The sequence below is a fragment of the Rhodoferax ferrireducens genome (genome assembly GCF_003347515.1).
Classification (GTDB): Bacteria; Pseudomonadota; Gammaproteobacteria; order Burkholderiales; family Burkholderiaceae_C; genus Rhodoferax.
The window spans coordinates 24,870-46,548 of record NZ_QEII01000283.1; the positions used below are offsets into that span (position 1 = coordinate 24,870).

Below are 21,679 nucleotides of genomic sequence, written 5' to 3' on the forward strand. Positions count from 1 at the left end.
GTTGCTAGTTGTCCAGACCGAGCAGGCCGCGCAAGGCCTGGCGTTCGATGCCGGCGCCGGCAAAATCGTCGAACGCACGGTCCGCCACCCGGATGATGTGGCGCTTGATGAACTCGGCCCCTTCGCGTGCCCCGTCCTCCGGGTGTTTCAGGCAGCACTCCCATTCCAGCACGGCCCAGCCCTCAAAGTCGTATTGCGCCATCTTGGAGAAGATGCCGCCAAAGTCCACCTGCCCGTCGCCCAGAGAACGAAAGCGCCCGGCCCGATCGGCCCAGTCATTGAAGCCGCCATACACACCCTGACGTCCGCTGGCATGAAACTCGCCATCCTTGACGTGAAAGGCCTTGATGCGCTGGTGGTAAATGTCAATGAACTGCAGGTAATCGAGCTGCTGCAGCACGAAATGGCTGGGGTCGTACAGGATGTTGGCGCGGGGATGGTTACCCACCGCCGCCAGAAAGCGCTCGAAGGTGACGCCGTCGAACAGGTCTTCCCCGGGATGCAATTCGTAGCAGACGTCGACCCCCGCCTCATCGAAGGCATCCAGCAGCGGGCGCCAGCGCCGCGCCAGCTCGGCAAAAGCCTCTTCCACCAGACCGGCCGGGCGTTGCGGCCAGGGGTAGAGGTAGGGCCAGGCCAGCGCGCCCGAAAAGGTGGCGTGCGCACGCAGGCCCAGGCGCTGCGAGGCCTTGGCCGCGAGCTTGAGCTGCCCGGCGGCCCAGGCACTGCGGGCGGCGCGGTCGCCGCGCACCTGTTGCGCGGCAAAGCCATCAAACAGCGGGTCGTAGGTCGGATGCACCGCCACCAGTTGGCCCTGCAAGTGCGTGGACAGCTCACTGATCACCAGGCCGTGCGCGGCCAGGGCGCCAAGGATTTCATCGCAATAAGTCTGGCTCTCGGCGGCCCGCGCCAGGTTGAACAGACGCGCGTCCCAGGTTGGGATTTGCACCGCGCGGTAGCCGAGTAACGCCGCCCATTCGGCAATGGCCGGCAGACTGTTGAATGGCGCGGCATCCCCGGCGAACTGCGCCAGGAAAATGCCCGGCCCTTGGATCGTTTTCATGCGAACACCTCTTCCCCGGCCCCCAGGGGCACGGCGTCGGATTGCGCGCAGCTGCTTTCCATGGTGATGTGCGCACCCGTGATCGAGGAGCGCTCAAAGGCTTCCAGGACCTCCAGCACATGCAGCGCCAGCGCACCGCTGGCGCGGTGGGCCCGGCCCTGGCGGATGGCCGCCGCCATGTCCAGCAAACCGACGATGCGGTAGTCCGCCACCTGCGCGCCACTGCGCAAGGCGCGGTTGTCCTGACCGAAGGGATGGGCCGAAATATCCACCGGCTGCCAGTCTTCGTTCGGCTTGCAGACCATGGGCACGCCACCGAAGAAATTGGGATTCACGCCCAGCAGACTGCCCTCGGTGCCATAAATCTCGATGAACGACCGCTTGTGCGCCCACACGTCCCACGAGGCGCTCATGGCCACATTCGCGCCGCTGACGAACTCCAGCACGCCGTTCATGGTGGTCGGCACCTCGACCTGAATCAGCTGGCCGTTCAGCGGCTCGCTGGTGACGGTGCGCGTGGCATTGCCGATGCTGGTGCAGGCCACCACGCGGGCCACCGGTCCGAGCAGATTCACCAGTTGGGCAATGTAGTAAGGCCCCATGTCCAGAATCGGGCCGCCACCCGGCTTGAAAAAGAACTCCGGGTTCGGGTGCCAGCTCTCCATGCCATGCGAGAGCACCGCGACCGAGCCACCAACCGGCTTGCCGATCAGACCGCGGTCCAGCACCCGGCGACAGGCCTGGTGCGCCGCACCGAAGAAGGTGTCTGGCGCACAGCCGACGCGCAGCCCCTGGGCCTCGGCACGCGCCATCACCGTGCGCGCCTCTTTCAGCGTGGCGGCCAGCGGCTTTTCCAGATAGACGTGCTTGCCGGCGTCAAGGACCTGCAAGGCCACCGGTGCATGGGCCTGCGGGATAGTGAGGTTGATGACGATGCTGATCTCGGGATCGGCCAGCAGTTGCTCGACCGAGACCGCAGCGACGCCATATTGCGCGGCCTTGGCTTGGGCCGCCGCGTGGTTCAGGTCAGCGCAGGCCTTGACGCGCACGAGCTTGGAGCGGGCCGCGCCGCCGAAGTAGGCATCGCTGATGTTGCCGCAGCCGATGACGCCGATGGAAATGGGGTTCATGTGGGGGACTCCTTACAGCGAGCTCAGGAAGTTGTAGCTGGCACGCGTGAAGCGCACCGGGTCATTGGGCTTGTCGTGCTCGGCCACCAGCCACCGCGCGCCGGCCTCACGGCAAACCTGGGCCAGCACCTGCCAGTCCAGCACGCCGCTGCCGACATCGGCCCAGCCGTCCTCATCGAGTTTCTCGCCGTTGGGCGCCAGGTCCTTGGCATGGGCCGACACCACGCGATCCCGGTAGCGGTGCAACCACTCCGCCGGGCCCACGCCGCCGCGCACCAGCCAGGCGACGTCGGCCTGCCAGGTCAAGGGCGTGTCTTGCGCGCCTTCAAACAGCCACTCCAGCGCGGTGCGGCCATCGGCCTTGCGCTGCAATTCCCAATGGTGGTTGTGGTAGCCCAGGTCAATGCCCTGCGCCTTGAAGCTCAGCGCCAGCTGCCCCAGTTCGCGCCCCAGGGCCGCCCAGTACTCGGCCGGGCTGTCTCGCTCGGCTGGCGGTACCGAGGGCATGAACAGCTGGTGGATGCCGAGCAACTGGCAGGCCGCGGCAATCGCCTCGGGCTTGTCCCGCAGGGCCGCCATGCCGACATGGCTGGACGAGGGCGTCAGGCCGCGGGCATCGAGTTTGGCTTTCGTGCTGGCGGCGTCGTCCAGATGCGAGCCGATCAGCTCGACATGGCGATAGCCCGCGGCCTGCACCACATCCAGCTGCTGGTCCAGGCCTTCGATATTGCGCAGACTGTAGAGCTGGATCGAAATGGGCAAGGGTTTAGTCGTGTTCATGGACGTTCTCCAAAAGAAAAAGAAACAGAAGGAAGTAGGAAAGAAAGGCTTTCGACACCGGCCGCTTCACACCGTCAGGCGCTGCTCCGTCGTGCTATCAAACAGATTGACCACCGTCGTGTCGAGCGTGACCCAGCAGGTGCTTCCCACCGGGCGCAGGGGCTTGGGCGGCAAGCGCAGTGCGACCCGATTCCCGTTGATCTGCGTGTAGACAAAGGTGTCGGCGCCGGTGGGCTCGGCCAGGTCGACCCGGATCTGAAACGCACCCGCGTCGTCGGCCTGCGCCGGCTTGAAGTGCTCGGCGCGCACGCCCATGATGACCTCGCGACCGTCCCAGGCCCGGTTGTGGGCCACACCCAGATCCACCGTGACCTCCCCTTCGGAGGTCTGGAACGAAACAGCATGGTTGCCATTGCGGCTTTTCAGGTGAACCCGCAACAAACTCATACTGGGCGAGCCCATGAAGCTCGCCACGTAGAGGTTGCTGGGTCGCTCATAAATGTCTTCGGGCGTGCCGAACTGCTGCACCATGCCATCCTTCATCACGGCAATCCGGTCACCCAGGGTCATGGCCTCCACCTGGTCGTGCGTGACGTAGACCACCGTGGTTTTCAGACGCTGATGCAAGGCCTTGATCTCGGCGCGCATTTCGACGCGCAGCTTGGCATCCAGATTGGACAGCGGCTCGTCAAACAGGAACACTGCCGGATTGCGCGCCAGCGCCCGCCCCATGGCCACGCGCTGGCGCTGGCCGCCGGAGAGCTGGGCCGGCCGCCTATCGAGCAATTGGTCCATCTGCAGCGTCTTGGCCACCCGCGCCACCACCTCGTCGCGCTGCGCCTTGGGCACCTTGCGCATCTTCATGGAGAACTCGATGTTCTCGCGCACCGTCATGCTCGGGTACAGCGCATAGGACTGGAACACCATCGCAATGTCGCGGTCCTTGGGGCTGACGTCGTTCACGACCCGGTCGCCGATCACGATCTCGCCTTCGGTCGTGCTGTCCAGCCCGGCAATCATGTTGAGCAGGGTGGATTTGCCGCAGCCGGAGGGCCCGACCAGAATCAGGAATTCACCGTCTTCAATATCGATGTTGATGCCTTTGAGAACGGGCACCACCAGAAAGTGCTTGTGGACGTTGCGTATGCTGAGTTTTGCCATGTTGTTCAACCTTTGACGGCGCCGGATATCAAGCCCCGTACGAAATATTTGCCGGCCACGATGTAGATCAACACCGTGGGAATGGCAGCGATGAGGGCGGCGGCCATGTAGGTGTTGTGGTGCGGCACGTCTTCCTGCACATTGGTCAAATTGTTCAGCCCCACGGTGACCAATTGCTGGTCGGATGGGGCCAGCACCAGGGCAAACAGGAAGTCATTCCAGACGGCGGTGAACTGCATGATGGACACCACCACCAGAATGGGTTTTGCCGTGGGCAGCACGACGCGCCAGAAAATCACCAGCAGTCCGGCGCCGTCAATGCGCGCCGCTTTGATGAGCTCGCCCGGAAAACCGACGAAATAGTTGCGGAAAAAGAGGGCAATCGGCACGCTGTAAATCGTGTGCACCACCACCAGCCCCAGCAAGGAGTGCGACAGACCGACGCGGTCGAAAATGATCGACAGCGGCAGCAAAAAGAGACCGGCGGGAACAAAGGTGCCGAACATCAGCAACACCAACACCGCGTCGCTACCGCGAAAGCGCCACTTGGCGAGCAGATAGCCATTGAAACAACCCCAGCCGGTAGAGATCAGGGTCGCGGGAATCACCACGATCAATGAGTTGAGGAAATAGCGCGACATGCCGGCGCATGTGGAGCCGCCGGTGCAAGCGGTCGCCCAGGCTTCGATCCAGGGCGCAAAAGTGACGCGGCTGGGCAGGCCCAGCACATTGCCGGCCTGGATTTCCTGCAGGGGCTTGAACGAGTTGATCAAGGCAAACCAGGCCGGCAGGGCAAAGAACACCAGCGCCAGCAGCAAGGTCGCATAGATGGCCAGACGCGACCAGGTCCAGAATTTGCGGTCAATCATGACGTTGCCTTTTCATTTCACCCAGGATGTAGGGCAAGGCAATGGCGACGCACATCATCAAAATGATGGAGCCGGACGCGGCACCCAGCGCCATTTGGTCGCGTCGGAAGAAGCGGTCAAACATGTAAAAGGCCGGCAACACGCTCGATTGGCCAGGGCCACCCTGGGTGATGACCACCACCAGGTCAAAGGTCTTCAAGGCCGCCGGCAAGAGAATCAGCGCCGCGCTGAACACCGTGGGACGCAGGGTGGGCAAGACGATGCTCCAGTAAATCCGGGGCAGGCTGGCGCCGTCAATCATGGCCGCCCGGAACACCGAGTCGTCCACACCCCGCAGGCCGGCAATGAACATAGCCATCACAAAGCCGGTGGAGTGCCAGACCGCCACCAGGGCCAGGGCAAAAATGGACCGATTGGGCTGCACAATCCAGTCAAAGCGGGCATCGACAAAGCCCAGGCCGTGCAACCACGCCTCGATGCCGAACTCCGGCGACAGCAGCCAGCGCCAGATCGTGCCCGCCACCACCCAGGAAAGTGCCAGCGGGTACAGATAGAGGGTGCGAAAGCCGCCCTCAAAACGGATCTTCTGGTCCAGCAGGATCGCCAGAAAGCAACCCAGGGCCATGGGCACGGCCACCACCACGGGCGCGTACATCAACAAGTTCCACAGCGAGCGGAACCAGTTGTCGTCTGCCCAAAGGCGTTGATACTGCTTGAACCCCACCCAGGACATCTGGAACAGCCCTTCCGAGCCGGTAAAGGAGACCATCACCACCCAAGCCGTCAGGCCGTAAAAAAACAGCACGCTGACCACAAAGGCCGGCGAGATCAAGAGCTTGGGCAACCAACTCTCGGAGCGCATCGCGAACTTGGACAGGTTCATACAGGCCGGATGCAGGCTAGTTCGCTTTGGCCGCGGCAACCAGTTTGTCAGCCCCTTGCTGGGCCGTCATACCCTCGTCATTCCAGAAGGCCAGGAAAACGTCGCGCCAGGCGGCAATTCTGGCCGGGCTCTGGATCATGTTGGGCGCCGCAGCCAAGGTGCCGCTTTTGCCCGCCGATACGAAGTCGGCATAGGACTTCTTGGAGCATTCGTCAAATTTGGAGACATCCGCATCCGTGCGCACCGGCACCGAGCCCTTGAGCAAACTGAACGCCTGCTGGGCCTCCTTGTTCATGAGAGTTTGCGCCAGCGCCAATTGCGCTGCGGACTCTTTGCCGTGCTTGAAGAACATAAATGCGTCTGAATTGAACAGGTGGCCATTGGCCGTGCCGGGTACGGACGCGCACAGGTAGTCTTCGTTGGGCTTCTTGCCGGCCTGGACAAATTCACCCTTGGCCCAGTCCCCCATGACCTGCGCGAACGCCTTGCCCTGGATCACCATTTGCGTGGCCTCGTTCCACTTGCGGGTGGACGCGCTGCGGTCCACATACGAGCGGGATTTGCGGAAGATTTCAAAGGCGCGCAACATGCCGGGGCTCTTCAGAGCTGTCTCGTCCGCGTCGTAAAACGCCTTGCGAAAACCGTCCGGCGGCATCGTGCTGTACGCCACCGTGTAGAAGAAGAAGTTGACCCATGTGTCTTCCCCCATCGCCAGGGGAATCATGCCGGCCGCCTTGGCCTTGTCGGCCATGGCAAAAAACTCTTCCCAAGTCGCGGGCGGCGCACTCGCACCGATTTTTTTCAAGGCTGCCGCATTGATCCACATGACGTTTTGCCGATGCACATTGATCGGAACGGCGACGTAAGTGGAGCCGCCCATCTTGGCGTAGCGCAAAACGGGGGCTGGCAAAACGCTGTCCCAGCCCTCTTTGGCCGCCAGCGCATCCAGATTGGCCAGATTGGAGCGGTCAGCGGCGTAAGCCCGCACATCCGAATTGATTTGTGCCGCGTCGGGCGAACTGCCCTTGCCGACCCGCGCCTTGAGCAACATGCGCTGGTTATCAGCACCCCCGACCGCCAGATCCTTCCATTCAAAGCCCTTGGCCGTAAAGGCTTCCTTGAACTTGCCCACCGCGGCCGTCTCGCCACCACTGGTCCACCAGTGAATGACCTCGACCGACTCGGCCGCCAAAGCCGGCGACACCAGGGCCCAACAGCTTGCCGCAGTCATGACAGCGGTGCTGAGTACGTTGCGCGAAAAGACGCGGTTCAAAGAGGTAGCCATCTTGTCTCCTTCAGGGTATGCGGTGTGTTGAAGTTCTAATGCCAATAGAAATGTAAGCGCTTTCCCGTTATTAGTACCTAGCAATTACCCTATGTATCGAGAAAAGTTACAAAATATGGGAAAGCCATTTCCCAAGGCCTTAAAATGAAACAAGTCGCATGGACTTGCAGCCGGCATCCTTCAGCAAAGCGAACATTGATTGCCTATTCATGAACGATCTCCCCTCTATTGACGCGGTCGCCAAACTGGCCGGCGTATCTGCGGCGACGGTGTCGCGCGTGATCAACGGCACCAAGCCGGTTTCACCCGAAACCCGCAGGCGTGTCGAAGACAGCATCAAGCGCCTGGGTTACCGGGCCAATGCCTTTGGTCGCAGCCTGAGTACGGGACAGAGCCGCCTGCTGCTCGTGCTGGTGCCCGATTTTGCGAATCCCTACTATGCCGAGATCGTCAGCGGTGCTGCCACGGTGGCCAGGCAGAGCGGCTACACGCTGCTACCGGTTGATCTGGAGGAGTCATGGCGTCACGATGACGGCTCCCTGGAGGCGCTGTACAGCCTGACCGACGGCGTCATCAACATGGTGCCGATCACCAACGAGAGCACGATGGTCGACACGGCGCGACGAAAACCCTGGGTCAACTGTTCGGAATTCCTGCCGGGGTCCGATGTGCCCTACGTCAGCATTGACCATCGGCAGGCGGCGTGCGATGCCGTGCAATACCTCATTAACCGGGGCCACAGCCGCATTGCACTCATCAACAGTGACGAGCGCTTTCTTTATGCGCGTCAGCGACGCGAGGGCTACGAGCTGGCCTTGCACCGGGCTGGCCTGGAATTGCGCCCGGAACTTGTCCGTATGGCGGGTGTCACGAGCTACCTGGGGGGCAGTCAGGCCGCCGCCGCCCTGCTGGCGACGGCACAGCCCCCGACGGCGGTGTTCGCCGTGTCCGACATGCTGGCCATTGGTGCCATCAAGGCCTTTCGACGTGCCGGCATGCGGGTGCCTGACGACATTGCCGTCGTCGGCTTTGATGACATTCCGATCGCCGAAGTGTTCGAGCCCGGCTTGACAACCATCGCCCAACCCATGCAGGCCCTTGGCGCTGTGGCGGTCGAGCTCCTGCTGAGCCGCTTGTCGGGCGGCACGCCGGCTTCGCGCATCCTCCCCTACACCTTGGCCCTGCGGGAGTCGGCCTAGTCGTCCAGTGTCAGGCGGGCCGGGGGCGCCCGCCAAAGATGGCACTGCCCACGCGCACCATCGTGCTGCCCGCATGGATGGCGGCCTCCAGATCGGCGCTCATGCCCATCGACAGGGTGTCGAGTGCCAGACCGGCTGCATTTAAAGCATCAAATAGGGCTCTAGCCTTCATGAATACTGCGCAAGAGGCTACAAAATCAGGAGCAGGCTCGGGAATGCTCATGATGCCGCGCAAGCGCAGATGAGGCAAGGCCGCCACCTGTTGTGCCAGCGCCAGCGCCTCCTGCGGTTCCACGCCGGATTTGGTGTCGCCGCCGTCCACGTTGACCTGGATGCACACTTGCAACGGCGGCAAACCCGGTGGGCGTTGCTCGCTCAGCCGCTGGGCTATTTTCAAGCGATCGACCGTGTGCACCCAGTCAAAATTCTCGGCCACGAGCCGCGTCTTGTTGCTCTGGATCGGGCCGATGCAGTGCCACTGCAAGGGCAAGTGGCGCAACTGGCTGATCTTTTGCACGGCTTCCTGGATGTAGTTCTCGCCAAAAGCCGTTTGACCGGCGGCATGGGCTTCTTCCACGGCCGGCGCGTCGAAGGTTTTGGAAACCGCCAGCAGGGCGACGTCGCCGGGGGTCCGTCCGGCGGCCAGGCAGGCGGCGGTCACGCGGGCACGAACGGTTTCTAGATTGGTCTGAATCATGGTCATAATTGCCGCAAGCGTAACAAACGATCGGGAACTTCTTGGACATCACCCAACTGCTGGCCTTTAGCGTCAAAAACAAGGCGTCTGACTTGCACCTCTCGGCCGGCTTGCCGCCCATGATTCGTGTCCACGGCGATGTACGGCGCATCAACGTCGAGCCGCTGGACCACAAGCTGGTGCATGCCATGGTGTACGACATCATGAATGACACGCAGCGCAAGATGTATGAGGAGTTTCTGGAGATCGACTTTTCGTTCGAGATCGAAGGGCTGGCGCGCTTTCGGGTCAATGCCTTCAACCACCAGCGCGGCGCCGGCGCCGTATTCCGGACGATTCCCAGCAAGATCCTGACGCTGGAGCAATTGAACGCGCCCAAGATCTTTGCCGACCTGGCCTTGAAGCCGCGCGGCATGGTGCTGGTGACCGGCCCCACCGGCTCGGGCAAGTCCACCACGCTGGCCGCCATGGTCAACTTTCTCAACGAGACCGAGTTCGGCCACATTCTGACGGTGGAAGATCCGATCGAGTTCGTGCACGAGTCCAAGAAATGCCTGGTCAACCAGCGCGAGGTCGGGCCGCACACGCTGAGCTTTGCCGCCGCCCTGCGCTCGGCGCTGCGGGAAGATCCGGATGCCATTCTGGTGGGCGAAATGCGCGACCTGGAAACCATCCGCCTGGCCATGACCGCTGCGGAAACCGGCCACCTGGTGTTCGGCACGCTGCACACGTCGAGTGCCGCCAAGACCATCGACCGGATCATCGACGTGTTCCCGGCGGAAGAAAAAGAGATGGTCCGCGCCATGTTGTCCGAATCGCTGCAGGCCGTGATCTCACAGACCCTGTGCAAGACCAAAGACGGCCAGGGCCGGGTGGCGGCGCACGAAATCATGCTCGGCACCAGCGCTATCCGCAACTTGATCCGCGAGGCCAAGGTGGCGCAGATGTACTCCAGCATCCAGACCGGCAACAGCGTGGGCATGCAGACGCTGGACCAGAACCTGACCGATCTGGTCAAGCGCAACATCATCAGCCCCTCGGAGGCGCGCTCCAAAGCCAAGATTCCCGAAAACTTTCCTGGCTGACCCCGAGCCCAGTTGTCCCAGCCTACTTATTGGAGCGCGCCATGAAAGGAATCCTCGGACTTCTCCGCAACAAGCTCAGGCCGGTGCCGAATGACGAGCCCCATGATTCCCTGCTGTTCACCACGGCTTTTGCCGGACTAGGCGTGGACGCCAGACTATTGGTCCCCTGGGAGGCACGGGCGGTGGAGGTCGGGGCGGCCAAATTGAGCGCCGGCCGTGGCACCAAGCTGCTGCAGGGTCTGTGGTCCAAGGACAAGTACATGCACCAGTTGGACCAAGCGGCTATCGGGCACATGGAGCAGTTCTTTGAATTCGCCACGGTGGCCGCCAACCGCGACATCATCCGCCAGGATGAATACAGCAACTTCATGATCGTGTTGCTAAGCGGCAGCATTGCGGTTGATCGCGTGCAGCCTTGGGGTGAGCGCCTGCGCCTCGCCGAAGCCGCACCCGGCGAAATTCTGGGTGAGATGTCGCTGCTTGACAGTGGTATGCGGTTTTCGAGCTGCACCACGCTGAGCCCTTGCGACATCGCCATTCTCAGGGCAGACGCGATGGACGAGATGCTGACCGCCAACCCGGCGCTGGCAGCCAGCTTCATCGCCCTGCTGGCCCGAAAACTGTCGCTGCGCCTGCGCGTCGTCAGCGCCCGGCTCAGCGACAACAAATGATTTCAGAAAGCATCACACGCCATGGAACGCGATCAAGCCACCAAGTTCGTCAACGACCTGCTCAAACTGATGGTCGCCCGCAACGGCAGCGATCTATTCATCACGGCTGATTTCCCGCCCGCCGTCAAGGTTGACGGCAAGGTCACCAAGGTATCGCCGCAGCCGCTCAACGCGGCCCACACGCTGGCGCTGACGCGCGCGGTCATGAACGACAAGCAGGTGGCCGAGTTTGAGCGCACCAAGGAGTGCAACTTTGCCATCTCGCCGCCAGGCGTCGGGCGCTTTCGCGTCAACGCCTTCATGCAGCAGGGCAAGGTCGGCATGGTGTTGCGCGTCATTCCGCTGAGCGTGCCCACCATCGATGGCTTGGGCGTGCCCCAGGTACTCAAGGATGTGGCGACCGCCAAGCGCGGCCTGTGCATTCTGGTGGGCGCCACCGGTTCCGGCAAATCAACGACGCTGGCGGCGATGGTGGACTGGCGCAATGACAATTCATTCGGTCACATCATCACCATTGAAGACCCGATTGAGTTCGTGCATGCACACAAGAACTGCGTGGTGATGCAGCGCGAAGTGGGCGTCGACACCGACAGCTGGGGCGCGGCCCTGAAAAACACCTTGCGCCAGGCCCCCGACGTGATCTTGATGGGCGAAATCCGCGACCGCGAAACCATGGAACACGCGGTGGCTTTTTCCGAGACCGGGCATCTGTGCCTGGCCACCCTGCATGCCAACAGCGCCAACCAGGCGCTGGACCGCATCATCAATTTCTTTCCGGAAGAGCGGCGATCGCAACTCCTGATGGACTTGTCGCTCAACCTCAAAGCGATGGTGTCACAGCGACTGATCCCCATGCAGAACGGCAAGGGCCGCACCGCCGTCGTCGAGATCATGCTCAATACGCCGCTGGTTTCCGACATGATCTTCAAGGGGGAAGTCTCCGAGATCAAGGAGATCATGAAGAAGAGCCGCAACCTGGGCATGCAGACCTTTGACCAAGCCTTGTTTGACGCCTATGAGACTAACCTGATCACTTACGAAGACGCCCTGCGCAATGCGGACTCGGTCAACGACCTGCGCCTGCAGATCAAACTCAACAGCCAGCGTGGCAGAACCCAGGACCTCAGCGCTGGCACCGAAAACTTCGCCATCGTTTAAACAAGACCAGCGTCCACGCCAACACCATGAGCCCTATGAACACCACCAGCAGCATCAGCCCGAAATCCTACGAACCCACGCCCGCGCGTCGCGTTGCCTTTCTGGGTCTGGGCGTGATGGGTTACCCCATGGCCGGGCACCTGGCGCGGGCCGGCCACCAGGTCACCGTGTACAACCGGACTGCTACCAAATCAATAGCTTGGTGCGCAGAATTTACGGGGGCTAGCGGCTCAAAACATGCTGCAAACCACGCACTGACACCGCGCCTCGCCGCGCAGCAGGCGGAGCTCGTTTTTTGCTGCGTCGGCAACGACGACGATCTGCGCAGCGTCACCCTCGGCGCGGACGGCGCCTTTGCCGGCATGGCGCTGGGCGCCACGTTTGTGGATCACACCACCGCATCGGCCAGCGTCGCGCGCGAGTTGTACACCGCCGCGAAGAACCTCGGGCTCCACTTTGTCGACGCTCCGGTGTCGGGGGGCCAGGCGGGTGCACAAAATGGCCTGCTGACTGTGATGTGCGGCGGCGATCAAACGGCTTTTGACGCGGCGCAGCCGGTGGCCCTGGCGTTTTCCAGGGCCTTCACGCTACTGGGTGCAAGCGGCGCGGGCCAGCTGGCCAAGATGGTGAATCAGATCTGTATTGCCGGCCTGGTACAGGGTTTGAGCGAAGCCATTGCCTTTGGCCAATGTGCCGGGCTGGACATGAACCAGGTTCTTGACGTGATTGGTAAGGGCGCCGCGCAGAGCTGGCAGCTCGACAACCGCGGCAAAACCATGGTGGCGAATAAGTTCGATTTTGGCTTTGCCGTGGACTGGATGCGCAAGGACTTGGGGCTGGTGCTGGATGAAGCCAAGCGCAACGGTGCGCGCCTGCCGGTCACCGCCCTGGTGGACCAGTTCTATGCCGACGTGCAGCACATGGGCGGTCAGCGCTGGGACACCTCCAGCCTGATCAAGCGGCTGAAGTAATTCGCCCCCCGAGGGGCCAATTTTCCCTCGCGGGGCTGACCGCCAAGCGGCTCAGAACCTAGGGGCGGCCCGTCGGAAAATTGCCCAGTGCCACGGCTACTATTTGGCTTCGGCGGAGGCGGGCTTGGACTGCATGCCCTGCAACTCTTCTTCGCTGATGATTTCCAGCACGCGAACCACTTTTTGGACACCCTTGGTGCCACGAGCGATGTCGGTGGCGCGGTTGGCTTCGCGCTGGGTCACGCGCCCCATCAAATACGTGATGCCACGCTCTGTCGTGACTTTAAAGCTGTTGGCAAACAAATCCTTGGCGTCCACCATATTGGCCTTGACCATGCCGGTCACCAGCGCATCCGACGAGCGCTGGGTGAATGAAGGGCTGTCCTGAATGCCGAGCTCATTGACAACGGCACGCACATTCTCAACCCGGGACACGACCTGCTCCACCAGTTGCTTGTCCTGTGCATTGGCCACCTCCCCGGTCAACAGCACCTGGCGGTTGTAGCTGGTGAAGTTGACACGAGCGCGGTCACCCAGATTGGCGCGCACGCCACTGGCCGCGCGCAGTTCAATCCCCTCGTCTTCGAGCTGGGTGCCCGCAGTACGGCGATCGGTTGCCACCAACGAACTCATCACGGCGCCACCCACCATGATGGGCGCACAAGCGCCGAGGCCAACGCCCACACAGGCGCTCAATGCCAGCATCGTCACGAGTTTTTGAGTTGCAAATTTCATTTAGATTTCCTGATCTCCGAGTAACTGGGCATCCACCGCGTCACAAATGCAGTGCAGGGCCAGAATATGGACCTCCTGAATGCGGGCCGTGCGTTCATTGGGCACACAGATGTGCACGTCGGTATCTCGCAGCGCCTGGGCCATCTTGCCCCCCCCGCGCCCGGTCAGGCCCACCACCACCATCTCGCGCTCATGCGCGGCCTCAATGGCGGCCAGCACATTGGCGGAATTGCCGCTGGTAGAAATGGCCAGCAACACGTCGCCGGGCTGACCCAAGGCGCGCACCTGCCGTGAAAAAATGACGTTGAAATCGTAATCGTTGGCAATCGCCGTGATGATGGAGCTGTCCGTGGTGAGCGAAATGGCCGCCAGTTCGGGCCGCTCACGCTCGTAGCGCCCCACGAACTCGGCGGCGAAATGCTGTGCGTCAGCGGCCGAGCCGCCGTTGCCGCAAGCCAGCACTTTGCCCCCGCTGGTCACGCAAGTCAGCATGGCCTGCACGGCCGCCGCAATGGGTTTGCTTAAGGATTGCGCGGACTGGTACTTCAGGTCGGCGCTGTCAATAAAGTGTTGTTGAATACGTTGTTCAAGCATGGGCCCGATGATACCTGCGTCATATGTATCAAACTGTACATCGCCCGGGCGCAGATGAACGCGCCGCTCTTGGTGCGGCGGCGGGTTGGCCGGTTCAATAGGCATCAAACGCCGCCTGCAACCACTCAATACCGCCTTGTTCCAGCAGCACCACGTCAAATCGGCAGGGCGGCGGCTCACGCAGACGCATCAGGTAATGACGCGCGGCAAAAATAATGCGCCGCTGCTTGAGCGGGCTGATGCTGGCGGCCGCCCCGCCGTGGCTGGCACTCTTGCGCCGGCGCACCTCTACAAACACGGTGGTGCCATCGGACGTCCGCATGATCAGGTCAATTTCTCCGCCGCCGCGCCCCGGGGTCCGATAATTGCGCTCCAGGAGACGCAGGCCGGACTGTTGCAAGTAGCGCAGCGCAGCATCTTCGGCCGCATCGCCCAGTTGCTTGGTCGTGCGGATCTCGGCCTTGATTTGAGGGAACACCATTGATTTCTACTTATGCCTCCGCTTTAAGTGCCGCGTCCGATGCGGCTGCTGATCAGAATTATCCGCCCGGCGCGCTGTACGTCGTGGCCACGCCCATCGGCAACCTGGCCGACATCACGCTGCGTGCGCTGCATGTGCTCGGTCTGGTCGACGCGATTGCCTGCGAGGACACGCGTCACACCCAGGCCTTGCTGCGCGCCTATGGCATCGACAAGTCGGCTTCGCAACTGCTGGCGGTGCACCAGCACAACGAGGCGCAGGCTGCGCAGACGGTGATCGAGCGCCTGCGCCAAGGGCAGCGGGTGGCCTACGCCAGCGACGCAGGCACCCCGGCCATCAGCGACCCCGGCGCCCGGCTGGTGGCCGCCGTGCGCCAAGCGCATTTGGCCGTGGTGCCGCTGCCCGGCGCCAGCAGCGTGACCGCCGCCTTGAGCGTGGCCGGCATCGCGGATGAGGGCGCGCAGCAGAGTGGATTTGTGTTCGTCGGGTTCCTGTCGTCGAAATCGACCGAACGCGCCGCCGCCATCGAAAGTCTGCGCCTTGAGGGGCGTGCGGTGGTGATACTGGAAGCACCGCATCGCATTGAGGCACTGGCGACGGCACTGGCGACGCTGGGCGCGCGCCTGGTCACCATCGGTCGCGAGCTGACCAAGCAGTTCGAAGAGATAGCCACGGTCAGTGCGGAGAGCTTCCCGGCCTGGCTGGCCCAGGACGGGAACCGCCTGCGTGGCGAGTTCGTTGTGGTGCTCCACCCCGCCCAAGCCGAGACACAAGCGGGACCGGATACCCGTGTCCTGAAACTGCTGCTGGCACAGCTGCCGCTGAAAACTGCCGTCAAGCTGGCCGCCGACATCACCGGCGAACCCCGCAACGCGCTTTACGAGCTGGCCTTGAGTCTGAAAGAGGATTAAACCGGCGTCGACATGTTCACCAGTTTGCATGGAGGTAATCGGTGCGCATGAGTAAAAGCTCACTCATGCAAAATCCGACTAAATTGGCACTCAATCACGGGGAAAGCTAGTGCTGGTGCGCTGGCGGGGATCACATTTAAAACCGTTTCCCCAATGAAAATAACATATTTTTTGAATTTGATTTCGAAAAGTACCGTCAAAAGTACCGTCAAAACTTTTTGTGTCCTGTAAATGAAACGGTTTGACTTGGTATGCCACTGTATGAACTTCATCAGCGAAGAACGGACTGTTAGTTGGAGTGCCCTGGCCGAGCCAACTAGCAAAGCTACTATTCTAAAAATTTTCAGCCACATATCACCATGATGGAGTTGAAGAGCATTCGTTCACTTGAGCGTCTAATGCCCTCCAGATTCGGTTGTGGCGCTTGTTAGTCACGCCCAAAATCAATGGTGATGTGGTTCAAGTCTTCCAGTACGACATACCTTTTGCCTGTCTGTGAGATTTGCATGACTCCAAAGATCAGCACACGGGTTCCTGTCAACTGTTCCTGGTCGCTTATTCCAAAACGACTGAACAGATCCGCAACATGCTGCCCCGGTACACAGATGCTCAGATTAGCGTGTCCACCTGAGTTCAACCACAGCGTGTTCGCATGATCGAATTGGGCTGACACAAGCTGTCCAAAAAATCCATTCAATTTAAAGCTGTGCATTGGAGCTGCTGCTTCAAACGATACAAAAAAATCTGTCACTGCGAATGTGCCAAAACCAGCCACGTCCACAATTTGAGGTGAGGTCCTGAAGGCTGTTGGGGCAGTCAATAGACGCAGCAGTGGTCGCAACCGCACGTGCTGAACATGGTTGCTATTGGAGCCGGACCCGGCAACCAGTTCATCCTGAGTCCTGATGTCTTCAACATCGCCGGGGTGGATAGGTCGACTCCATTGCGCCGGAGCCCCATAGTCAAAATCCACAACCAGGCGGTGAGCAGGATGGCCATGGGCATCCGCATAGTCTCTGGCATTGGCAGCAGCCTGCGCTCCGCGAAAGTGGCACCCGTCGGCATGGGGTCGCGCACCAAAACAGGCCTCGCGGTCATTTCGGGTCTCGATGCGGAAAAAAGCATGACCCCCACATTCAGGACAGACCAGGTAACGCCGCTTTTGCGACAAATCATCTGTTGGCAATCCCGCGAATTGCTGCGCGTTGTAAATCAAATCGTTCTGCGTGCATCGGGCAAATTCCATTTTGTTCTCTCCAATAAATTTCACCAATCATTTTTCTTGCTGGTAAACCTGCGGTCGCAACGGCTGCCTCCAGGCTTTTGTCCTGGGGACCGTCATTGCCCGGGCTCGATCAGCAAGGCGCAAGAACGGTACTTCTCATCGTTGGCCGCTTTTGGGTGGCCGTCGCGTCCAGTACGTTTTTGATGAATTCGCGAACACCGTTCTCAGACCATAAGGAAAAACTTTCACCCATGTCTTCCGCCGCAAACAGCTGACTGGATTCAACACGCCATGCCCTTGAGTGGGCATTTATGCCGACGTCGCAGTTTTCACCCAGACGAGAGACTGGTTTTCTTCTCTCAAACCTCAATCAGGAGCTCTAAAAATGACCTTAACTTGTCCCCATTGCCAATCAGATCGAATTGGCACAAAAAACTTGGCAAAGAAAACCGGCGGCACTCTCGGTGCTGTGGCAGGCGCGGCCACTGGCGCAGCCGGCGCCATGGGTGGCGCTGAACTGGGCGCCAGCGCCGGATTGGTTGCCGGCCCGGTCGGCGCCATCTTCGGCGGCCTGGCCGGTGCCATCATTGGCGGACTGTTCGGTGGCGCTGCCGGCGGCGCCATGGGCGCGCGACTGGGCGAGGTGGTGGATGACAATGTCCTGGACAACTGTCACTGCCTGGATTGCGGTCACACGTTCAGTCTGAAACGGATCTGATCCATTTCATTCACTGCCTTATGCAATCGCGGGCTCAGCCGCAGGGAGCTGGTCACGCAGGGCGTCATCGTCCAGTTCTGCCTGACGCCAATCGCCTTGCCGACATATCAACAAGCGTCGGCACCCCTCGCGTCGTTTTCCCTTAGTTCCCTTTAATCAACCCCAGGCACCGACTTGCACTTTGCTGTATCAACCCAGCGGCTTTGTCACGTGCGTCACAAACGAAAGAAGTCCTCAATGGCACACCTTATTCAATCCATGACCTATACCGGCGAAACCCCCTGGCATCAACTGGGCAACCCATTGCCCGCCAAACAATCCATCGACGTCTGGGCCAAGGAAGCCGGGATGGACTGGAACATCTGCGAAACCCCGGTGCGTTACCTGACCGAGCAGATCGGCTCGCTCGGCGCCATCATGTCGTTCAACGAACAGAAAGTGCTGTACCGCAGCGACACCAAAGCGGCGCTGTCCGTGGTCAGCGGCCGCTATCAGGTGGTGCAGCCCAAAGCGGTGCTGGAGTTTTACCGGGACCTGACCGAGATATCGGGCTTCGAGCTGGAAACCGCTGGTGTCCTGAAGGAAGGCAAGAAGTTCTGGGCGCTGGCTAAAACAGGCAAAGAAGCCACTCTCAAAGGCAACGATGTCGTGAAAGGCTACATCCTGCTGGCCACCTCCTGCGACGGCACTCTGGCGACCACCGCCACGCCGACCACCGTCCGGGTCGTCTGCAACAACACCCTCGCCATTGCCCTGAATGGTGCCAGCAGCGCGATCAAGGTGCCGCACAGCACCAGCTTCGATGCCCAGGCGGTGAAGAAGCAATTGGGGATTGCGGTGTCGCAGTGGGACAGTTTCATGTACCGCATGAAAACGCTGTCAGAGCGCAAAGTGAAATCGCATGAAAGCATGAACTACTTCCTCAAAGTCCTGTGCCAGACCGACAGTCATGTCGATCCGGCGCAGGGCCTGATGAACGAGCGCGCCTTGAAGAAAGTGCAAGCCCTGTTTGACGGGCAGGGCCACGGCGCGGAGCTGGCCTCGGCTTCGGGCACGGCCTGGGGCCTGCTCAATGCCGTCACCGAGTTTGTCGACCACGAGAGACGCGCCCGCAGCCAGGAATACCGTCTCGATTCGGCCTGGTTCGGGCAAGGCGCCAATCTCAAGCAGCGTGCCCTGGACTATGCGCTGCAACTGGCGGCATGAACAGCAAGTAACTTCCTCGCACCAACCGTCAAAGCACACGACGGCATACAGCCCCGCTCCATCTTGCATGGACCGGGGTTTTTTCATTTGTGAAACAGAAATAGCTTATTGAAGGAAGCACCATGGCCAATGCACACATAGCACCCAAGGCAGACAAGCCCACCCGGTCCAAGCCAGCCCTGAAGCTGGTCAAAACGCAGGACCTCAATCGCGAGCAATGGCTGAGCGTCAGAAAAGGCGGCATCGGCAGTTCGGATGCCGCGTCCGCCGTCGGACTCAATCCCTATTGTTCACAGCTGGAACTCTGGCTGAATAAAACCGGGCGGGACGCCGGCCTGCCCAAAGTCGATCCCAAGGATCAGACCAGTCCCATGTACTGGGGCACCTTGCTCGAATCCATCGTGGCGGCGCACTACACCATGCGCACAGGCCACAAGGTCCGGCGCATCAATGCCGTGTTGCAGCACCCGACCGAACCGTGGATGCTGGCGAACCTGGACCGCGAAGTCATCGGCACACCCGAGGTGCAGATCCTGGAGTGCAAGACGGCGGGCATCAACGGCGCGCGGCTCTGGAAGGAGGGCGTGCCGGAATATATCCAGTTGCAGGTCATGCACCAGCTCGCGGTCACCGGCAAACAGACGGCGGACGTGGCGGTGCTGATCGGCGGCCAGGATCTGCAGATCCACCGCATCGAGCGCGACGACACCATGATCGCCCGCCTGATGGAGCTGGAACGGCAGTTCTGGCGCTACGTGGAAACGAATACAGCGCCACCGGCGGACGGCTCGGATTCGGCGGATGTCGCGCTGCGCTGCCTGTACCCGCAGGACAGCGGCTCCGTCCTCGACCTGTCGCAGGACCTGGCCATGTCGGCGGCGTTTTCCGACCTACTGGCCGTTCGGGAAATGCTGACCAGCAACGTGCTGCTGGAAGCGCAGCTCAAGCAGCGCATCCAGCAACGCATGGGGGACGCCACCAAAGTGGTGTTCGAAACCGGAGACGTGACCTGGAAACGCAGCAAGGACGGGAGCGGGCTGGACGTGGTCAATCTGCTGAAGGACCAGCCGGAACTGCTGCAGCGCTACGCCCTGGTCAAGCCTGGCTCCAGGCGCTTTCTCGTGAATGTCTAAACCGGCGCGCCCCGCTTGGGGGTGTTGTGTGTCATGCGTATCAATCAATGTGCCTGCCTTTATTCAGATGGATGAAGCAGGCTCTTCTCACTCAAAAAGGAATCATCATGCTCAAAGGTTTGGCGTTAACGCCCCCGGTCATTGGCCGGATTTCGATCGGCAAAGTCGTGGAAAAGAACGGCAAGCGGCTACCGGAAAAGGACGACGAATTCACCATCACCAGCCAGGTGCAAACCAAGGACGGCTGGGTCAACCATCCCGTGGACGAGACCCTGCGCAAAACGCCCACGACCAAGCTGCGCAACATTCCGGTCCGGCTGTTGTTCGATGACCCGGACCTCAACCTGCGCGCCAATTACAGCCTGTTTGACCGTCAAACGGGTCGGCCCCTGTGTGTCGGCAATGGCGAGACCTGTCGCCGTTCCTTGGCGGCGGGCGTGCAGACCTTGCCATGTCCTTCACCGGATTCCTGCGAACTGGCCAGTGGAGGGCATTGCAAGCCCTATGGCCGTTTAAACGTGCGCATCGGCGACGACGACGAGCTCGGCAGCTTCGTCTTCAGGACCACGGGCTTCAACAGCATCCGCACTTTGTCGGCAAGGCTGAAATACTTCCATGCGGTTTCCGGCGGGCTGCTGTCCACCTTGCCGCTGGAACTGCGCCTGCGCGGCAAATCGACCACGCAGTCGCACCGGGCACCGATTTACTACGTGGACTTGACGATCCAGCCAGGCATGACGATGGCCGATGCCATCGTCAGTGCCAAATCGGCCTGTGAAATTCGCAAGGCTTCGGGTTATGACCAAGCTGCGCTGGACGAAGCAGCCCGAGACGGTTTCGCCGCCGGGGCATTTGAGGAATCTGAAGAAGATGGCGCGGCGGTCGTGGAGGAGTTCTTTCCAGATGAGTTTGACAGCGGCTTCAGCAGCAATCCAGCTGGTAATGCATCACTCGCAGGGCCAAAACCTGGCCTGGCCGACAAGCTCAATCACAAAGCCGCGCTGATGAACGGCAATGGCAGCCGATCTGGCAACGGGCCAAGAGGGGCAGTCAACCAGGCTACGCCGCAACCCATGCAGGGTAGGGACTGACTAGGACAGAGAAGTCGCATGGACATCATCTTGTACCAGCGCATCAGCGGTGGCTGGGAATACCAGTACACCAGCCATTGTGAAACCTACCGTGGCTTTGCCGACGACCCCGTCCAGGCCAGAGCCCGGCTGCTGCATCAACTTGGCTGGGATCGGCGGCGGTTTGACCGTGCGCAATTCCGGCGTTTCTGACACGTACACCTCAAAGCCCCGCAGTTCGGGGCTTTTTTGTGCGCGGTCAAAAGCAAGGAGCCTGGCCATCAGGCCGTGGCGATTTTCCTGTTTCCTCGGTCACGTACACAAAGTTGGAAACAGGCCCCTCAAACAAACCAAACCCGAGTTAACCCTCAACTTGAAAGCAATCGACCATGAAGAAATCTCTCAACTGTGATCCGAAGAGTTTTGCCCCCATCTATTACGCCACCCGAGAACAAGCGCAGTCCGTTGTGAATACCTTGCCGCCCTTCGAAGCCAGTCGGTTTTCTGTCGGCATTGCCCATTACAAGATCGTCGAATTCACCAAGGGCTATGCGATTCAACTCGGAGACTATGGCAACTACCACCCCCGAACCAACGCCGGCCTTGCGCAAGAGGAGGCTGAAATCCTGGAGAACAGACTTTCAAAAAAGTGAG

General features: G+C 60.9%; 24 protein-coding genes. 12 read left to right on the top strand and 12 right to left on the bottom strand.

Annotated elements, in window-relative coordinates:
• Positions 1-4: 4 nt before the first annotated feature.
• The 7 genes from C5P05_RS16495 to C5P05_RS16525 form a co-directional block, all read right to left on the bottom strand.
• Positions 5-1,063: a sugar phosphate isomerase/epimerase family protein gene (locus C5P05_RS16495; protein WP_114970944.1), complete on the bottom strand. Its 1,059-nt coding sequence runs from the start codon at positions 1,061-1,063 to the stop codon at positions 5-7.
• Complete coding sequence (locus tag C5P05_RS16500) at positions 1,060-2,193, bottom strand: Gfo/Idh/MocA family protein (RefSeq protein ID WP_114970945.1); 1,134 nt, start codon at positions 2,191-2,193, stop codon at positions 1,060-1,062. The genes C5P05_RS16495 and C5P05_RS16500 overlap by 4 nt, the downstream gene beginning before the upstream one ends.
• Before the next feature lie 12 nt (positions 2,194-2,205).
• Positions 2,206-2,973 (bottom strand): sugar phosphate isomerase/epimerase family protein, encoded by a 768-nt coding sequence (locus C5P05_RS16505; RefSeq protein ID WP_114970946.1) that lies wholly within the window; start codon positions 2,971-2,973, stop codon positions 2,206-2,208.
• A gap of 66 nt (positions 2,974-3,039) precedes the next feature.
• The gene (locus C5P05_RS16510) at positions 3,040-4,134 is read right to left on the bottom strand and encodes an ABC transporter ATP-binding protein (protein WP_114970947.1); all 1,095 of its coding nucleotides are present in this window, start codon (positions 4,132-4,134) and stop codon (positions 3,040-3,042) included.
• A 5-nt stretch (positions 4,135-4,139) separates the two neighbouring features.
• Complete coding sequence (locus C5P05_RS16515) at positions 4,140-5,003, bottom strand: carbohydrate ABC transporter permease (protein ID WP_114970948.1); 864 nt, start codon at positions 5,001-5,003, stop codon at positions 4,140-4,142.
• On the bottom strand, positions 4,996-5,886 hold the full coding sequence (locus C5P05_RS16520) for a carbohydrate ABC transporter permease (protein WP_232834533.1): 891 nt from the start codon (positions 5,884-5,886) through the stop codon (positions 4,996-4,998). Before C5P05_RS16520 ends, C5P05_RS16515 begins: the two co-directional genes overlap by 8 nt.
• A 16-nt stretch (positions 5,887-5,902) precedes the next feature.
• On the bottom strand, positions 5,903-7,171 hold the full coding sequence (locus C5P05_RS16525) for an ABC transporter substrate-binding protein (RefSeq protein WP_114970949.1): 1,269 nt from the start codon (positions 7,169-7,171) through the stop codon (positions 5,903-5,905).
• A 209-nt stretch (positions 7,172-7,380) separates the two neighbouring features.
• On the opposite strand from C5P05_RS16525, the gene C5P05_RS16530 reads away from it, so the two are divergent.
• A complete protein-coding gene (locus tag C5P05_RS16530) occupies positions 7,381-8,370 on the top strand; it encodes a LacI family DNA-binding transcriptional regulator (RefSeq protein WP_114970972.1) in 990 nt (329 codons plus the stop codon).
• Between the two features lie 10 nt (positions 8,371-8,380).
• On the opposite strand, the gene C5P05_RS16535 is transcribed toward C5P05_RS16530, so the two are convergent.
• Positions 8,381-9,073, bottom strand: coding sequence for a YggS family pyridoxal phosphate-dependent enzyme (locus C5P05_RS16535; protein ID WP_114970950.1), 693 nt, complete (start codon positions 9,071-9,073; stop codon positions 8,381-8,383).
• 35 nt (positions 9,074-9,108) lie between these two features.
• Here C5P05_RS16535 and C5P05_RS16540 point away from each other — a divergent pair, with 35 nt between their 5' ends.
• From C5P05_RS16540 to C5P05_RS16555, 4 genes are read left to right on the top strand one after another with little or no spacing between them, the layout of a single operon-like run.
• Positions 9,109-10,152: a type IV pilus twitching motility protein PilT gene (locus tag C5P05_RS16540; RefSeq protein ID WP_114970951.1), complete on the top strand. Its 1,044-nt coding sequence runs from the start codon at positions 9,109-9,111 to the stop codon at positions 10,150-10,152.
• Positions 10,153-10,193: 41 nt separating this feature from the next.
• Complete coding sequence (locus C5P05_RS16545) at positions 10,194-10,823, top strand: Crp/Fnr family transcriptional regulator (protein WP_114970952.1); 630 nt, start codon at positions 10,194-10,196, stop codon at positions 10,821-10,823.
• Positions 10,824-10,844: 21 nt separating this feature from the next.
• Positions 10,845-11,981, top strand: coding sequence for a PilT/PilU family type 4a pilus ATPase (locus C5P05_RS16550; protein ID WP_114970953.1), 1,137 nt, complete (start codon positions 10,845-10,847; stop codon positions 11,979-11,981).
• Between the two features lie 26 nt (positions 11,982-12,007).
• Positions 12,008-12,952 carry an NAD(P)-dependent oxidoreductase gene (locus tag C5P05_RS16555; protein ID WP_232834534.1) on the top strand — a complete coding sequence of 315 codons (945 nt, stop codon included), beginning with the start codon at positions 12,008-12,010 and terminating at the stop codon, positions 12,950-12,952.
• Between the two features lie 99 nt (positions 12,953-13,051).
• Here the strand turns inward: C5P05_RS16555 and C5P05_RS16560 are convergent, their stop codons facing one another.
• The 3 genes from C5P05_RS16560 to C5P05_RS16570 all read right to left on the bottom strand — a co-directional run bounded on the left by C5P05_RS16560 (position 13,052) and on the right by C5P05_RS16570 (position 14,762).
• A complete protein-coding gene (locus C5P05_RS16560) occupies positions 13,052-13,687 on the bottom strand; it encodes a BON domain-containing protein (protein WP_114970955.1) in 636 nt (211 codons plus the stop codon).
• Positions 13,688-14,281, bottom strand: a complete 594-nt coding sequence (locus tag C5P05_RS16565; protein WP_114970973.1) for a phosphoheptose isomerase — start codon at positions 14,279-14,281, stop codon at positions 13,688-13,690.
• 94 nt (positions 14,282-14,375) lie between these two features.
• On the bottom strand, positions 14,376-14,762 hold the full coding sequence (locus C5P05_RS16570) for a YraN family protein (RefSeq protein ID WP_114970956.1): 387 nt from the start codon (positions 14,760-14,762) through the stop codon (positions 14,376-14,378).
• Here C5P05_RS16570 and rsmI point away from each other — a divergent pair.
• On the top strand, positions 14,762-15,673 hold the full coding sequence (gene rsmI / locus C5P05_RS16575) for a 16S rRNA (cytidine(1402)-2'-O)-methyltransferase (protein ID WP_114970957.1): 912 nt from the start codon (positions 14,762-14,764) through the stop codon (positions 15,671-15,673). The two genes, C5P05_RS16570 and rsmI, sit on opposite strands and share 1 nt — an antisense overlap.
• A gap of 427 nt (positions 15,674-16,100) precedes the next feature.
• Here rsmI and C5P05_RS16585 read toward each other — a convergent pair whose 3' ends face one another.
• Positions 16,101-16,919, bottom strand: a complete 819-nt coding sequence (locus C5P05_RS16585; protein WP_114970959.1) for a hypothetical protein — start codon at positions 16,917-16,919, stop codon at positions 16,101-16,103.
• 415 nt (positions 16,920-17,334) lie between these two features.
• On the opposite strand from C5P05_RS16585, the gene C5P05_RS16590 reads away from it, so the two are divergent.
• From C5P05_RS16590 to C5P05_RS16615, 6 genes are all read left to right on the top strand, one after another.
• Positions 17,335-17,616, top strand: coding sequence for a hypothetical protein (locus tag C5P05_RS16590; RefSeq protein ID WP_232834535.1), 282 nt, complete (start codon positions 17,335-17,337; stop codon positions 17,614-17,616).
• A gap of 237 nt (positions 17,617-17,853) precedes the next feature.
• Complete coding sequence (locus tag C5P05_RS16595) at positions 17,854-18,822, top strand: DUF932 domain-containing protein (RefSeq protein ID WP_114970961.1); 969 nt, start codon at positions 17,854-17,856, stop codon at positions 18,820-18,822.
• Between the two features lie 122 nt (positions 18,823-18,944).
• Positions 18,945-19,955 carry a YqaJ viral recombinase family protein gene (locus tag C5P05_RS16600; protein ID WP_114970962.1) on the top strand — a complete coding sequence of 337 codons (1,011 nt, stop codon included), beginning with the start codon at positions 18,945-18,947 and terminating at the stop codon, positions 19,953-19,955.
• Between the two features lie 107 nt (positions 19,956-20,062).
• Positions 20,063-21,046: a hydrolase or metal-binding protein gene (locus tag C5P05_RS16605; protein WP_232834536.1), complete on the top strand. Its 984-nt coding sequence runs from the start codon at positions 20,063-20,065 to the stop codon at positions 21,044-21,046.
• 18 nt (positions 21,047-21,064) lie between these two features.
• On the top strand, positions 21,065-21,238 hold the full coding sequence (locus tag C5P05_RS33730; RefSeq protein WP_157979358.1) for a hypothetical protein: 174 nt from the start codon (positions 21,065-21,067) through the stop codon (positions 21,236-21,238).
• Positions 21,239-21,414: 176 nt separating this feature from the next.
• Complete coding sequence (locus tag C5P05_RS16615) at positions 21,415-21,678, top strand: hypothetical protein (RefSeq protein ID WP_114970964.1); 264 nt, start codon at positions 21,415-21,417, stop codon at positions 21,676-21,678.
• The last annotated feature ends 1 nt before the right edge of the window (position 21,679 follow it).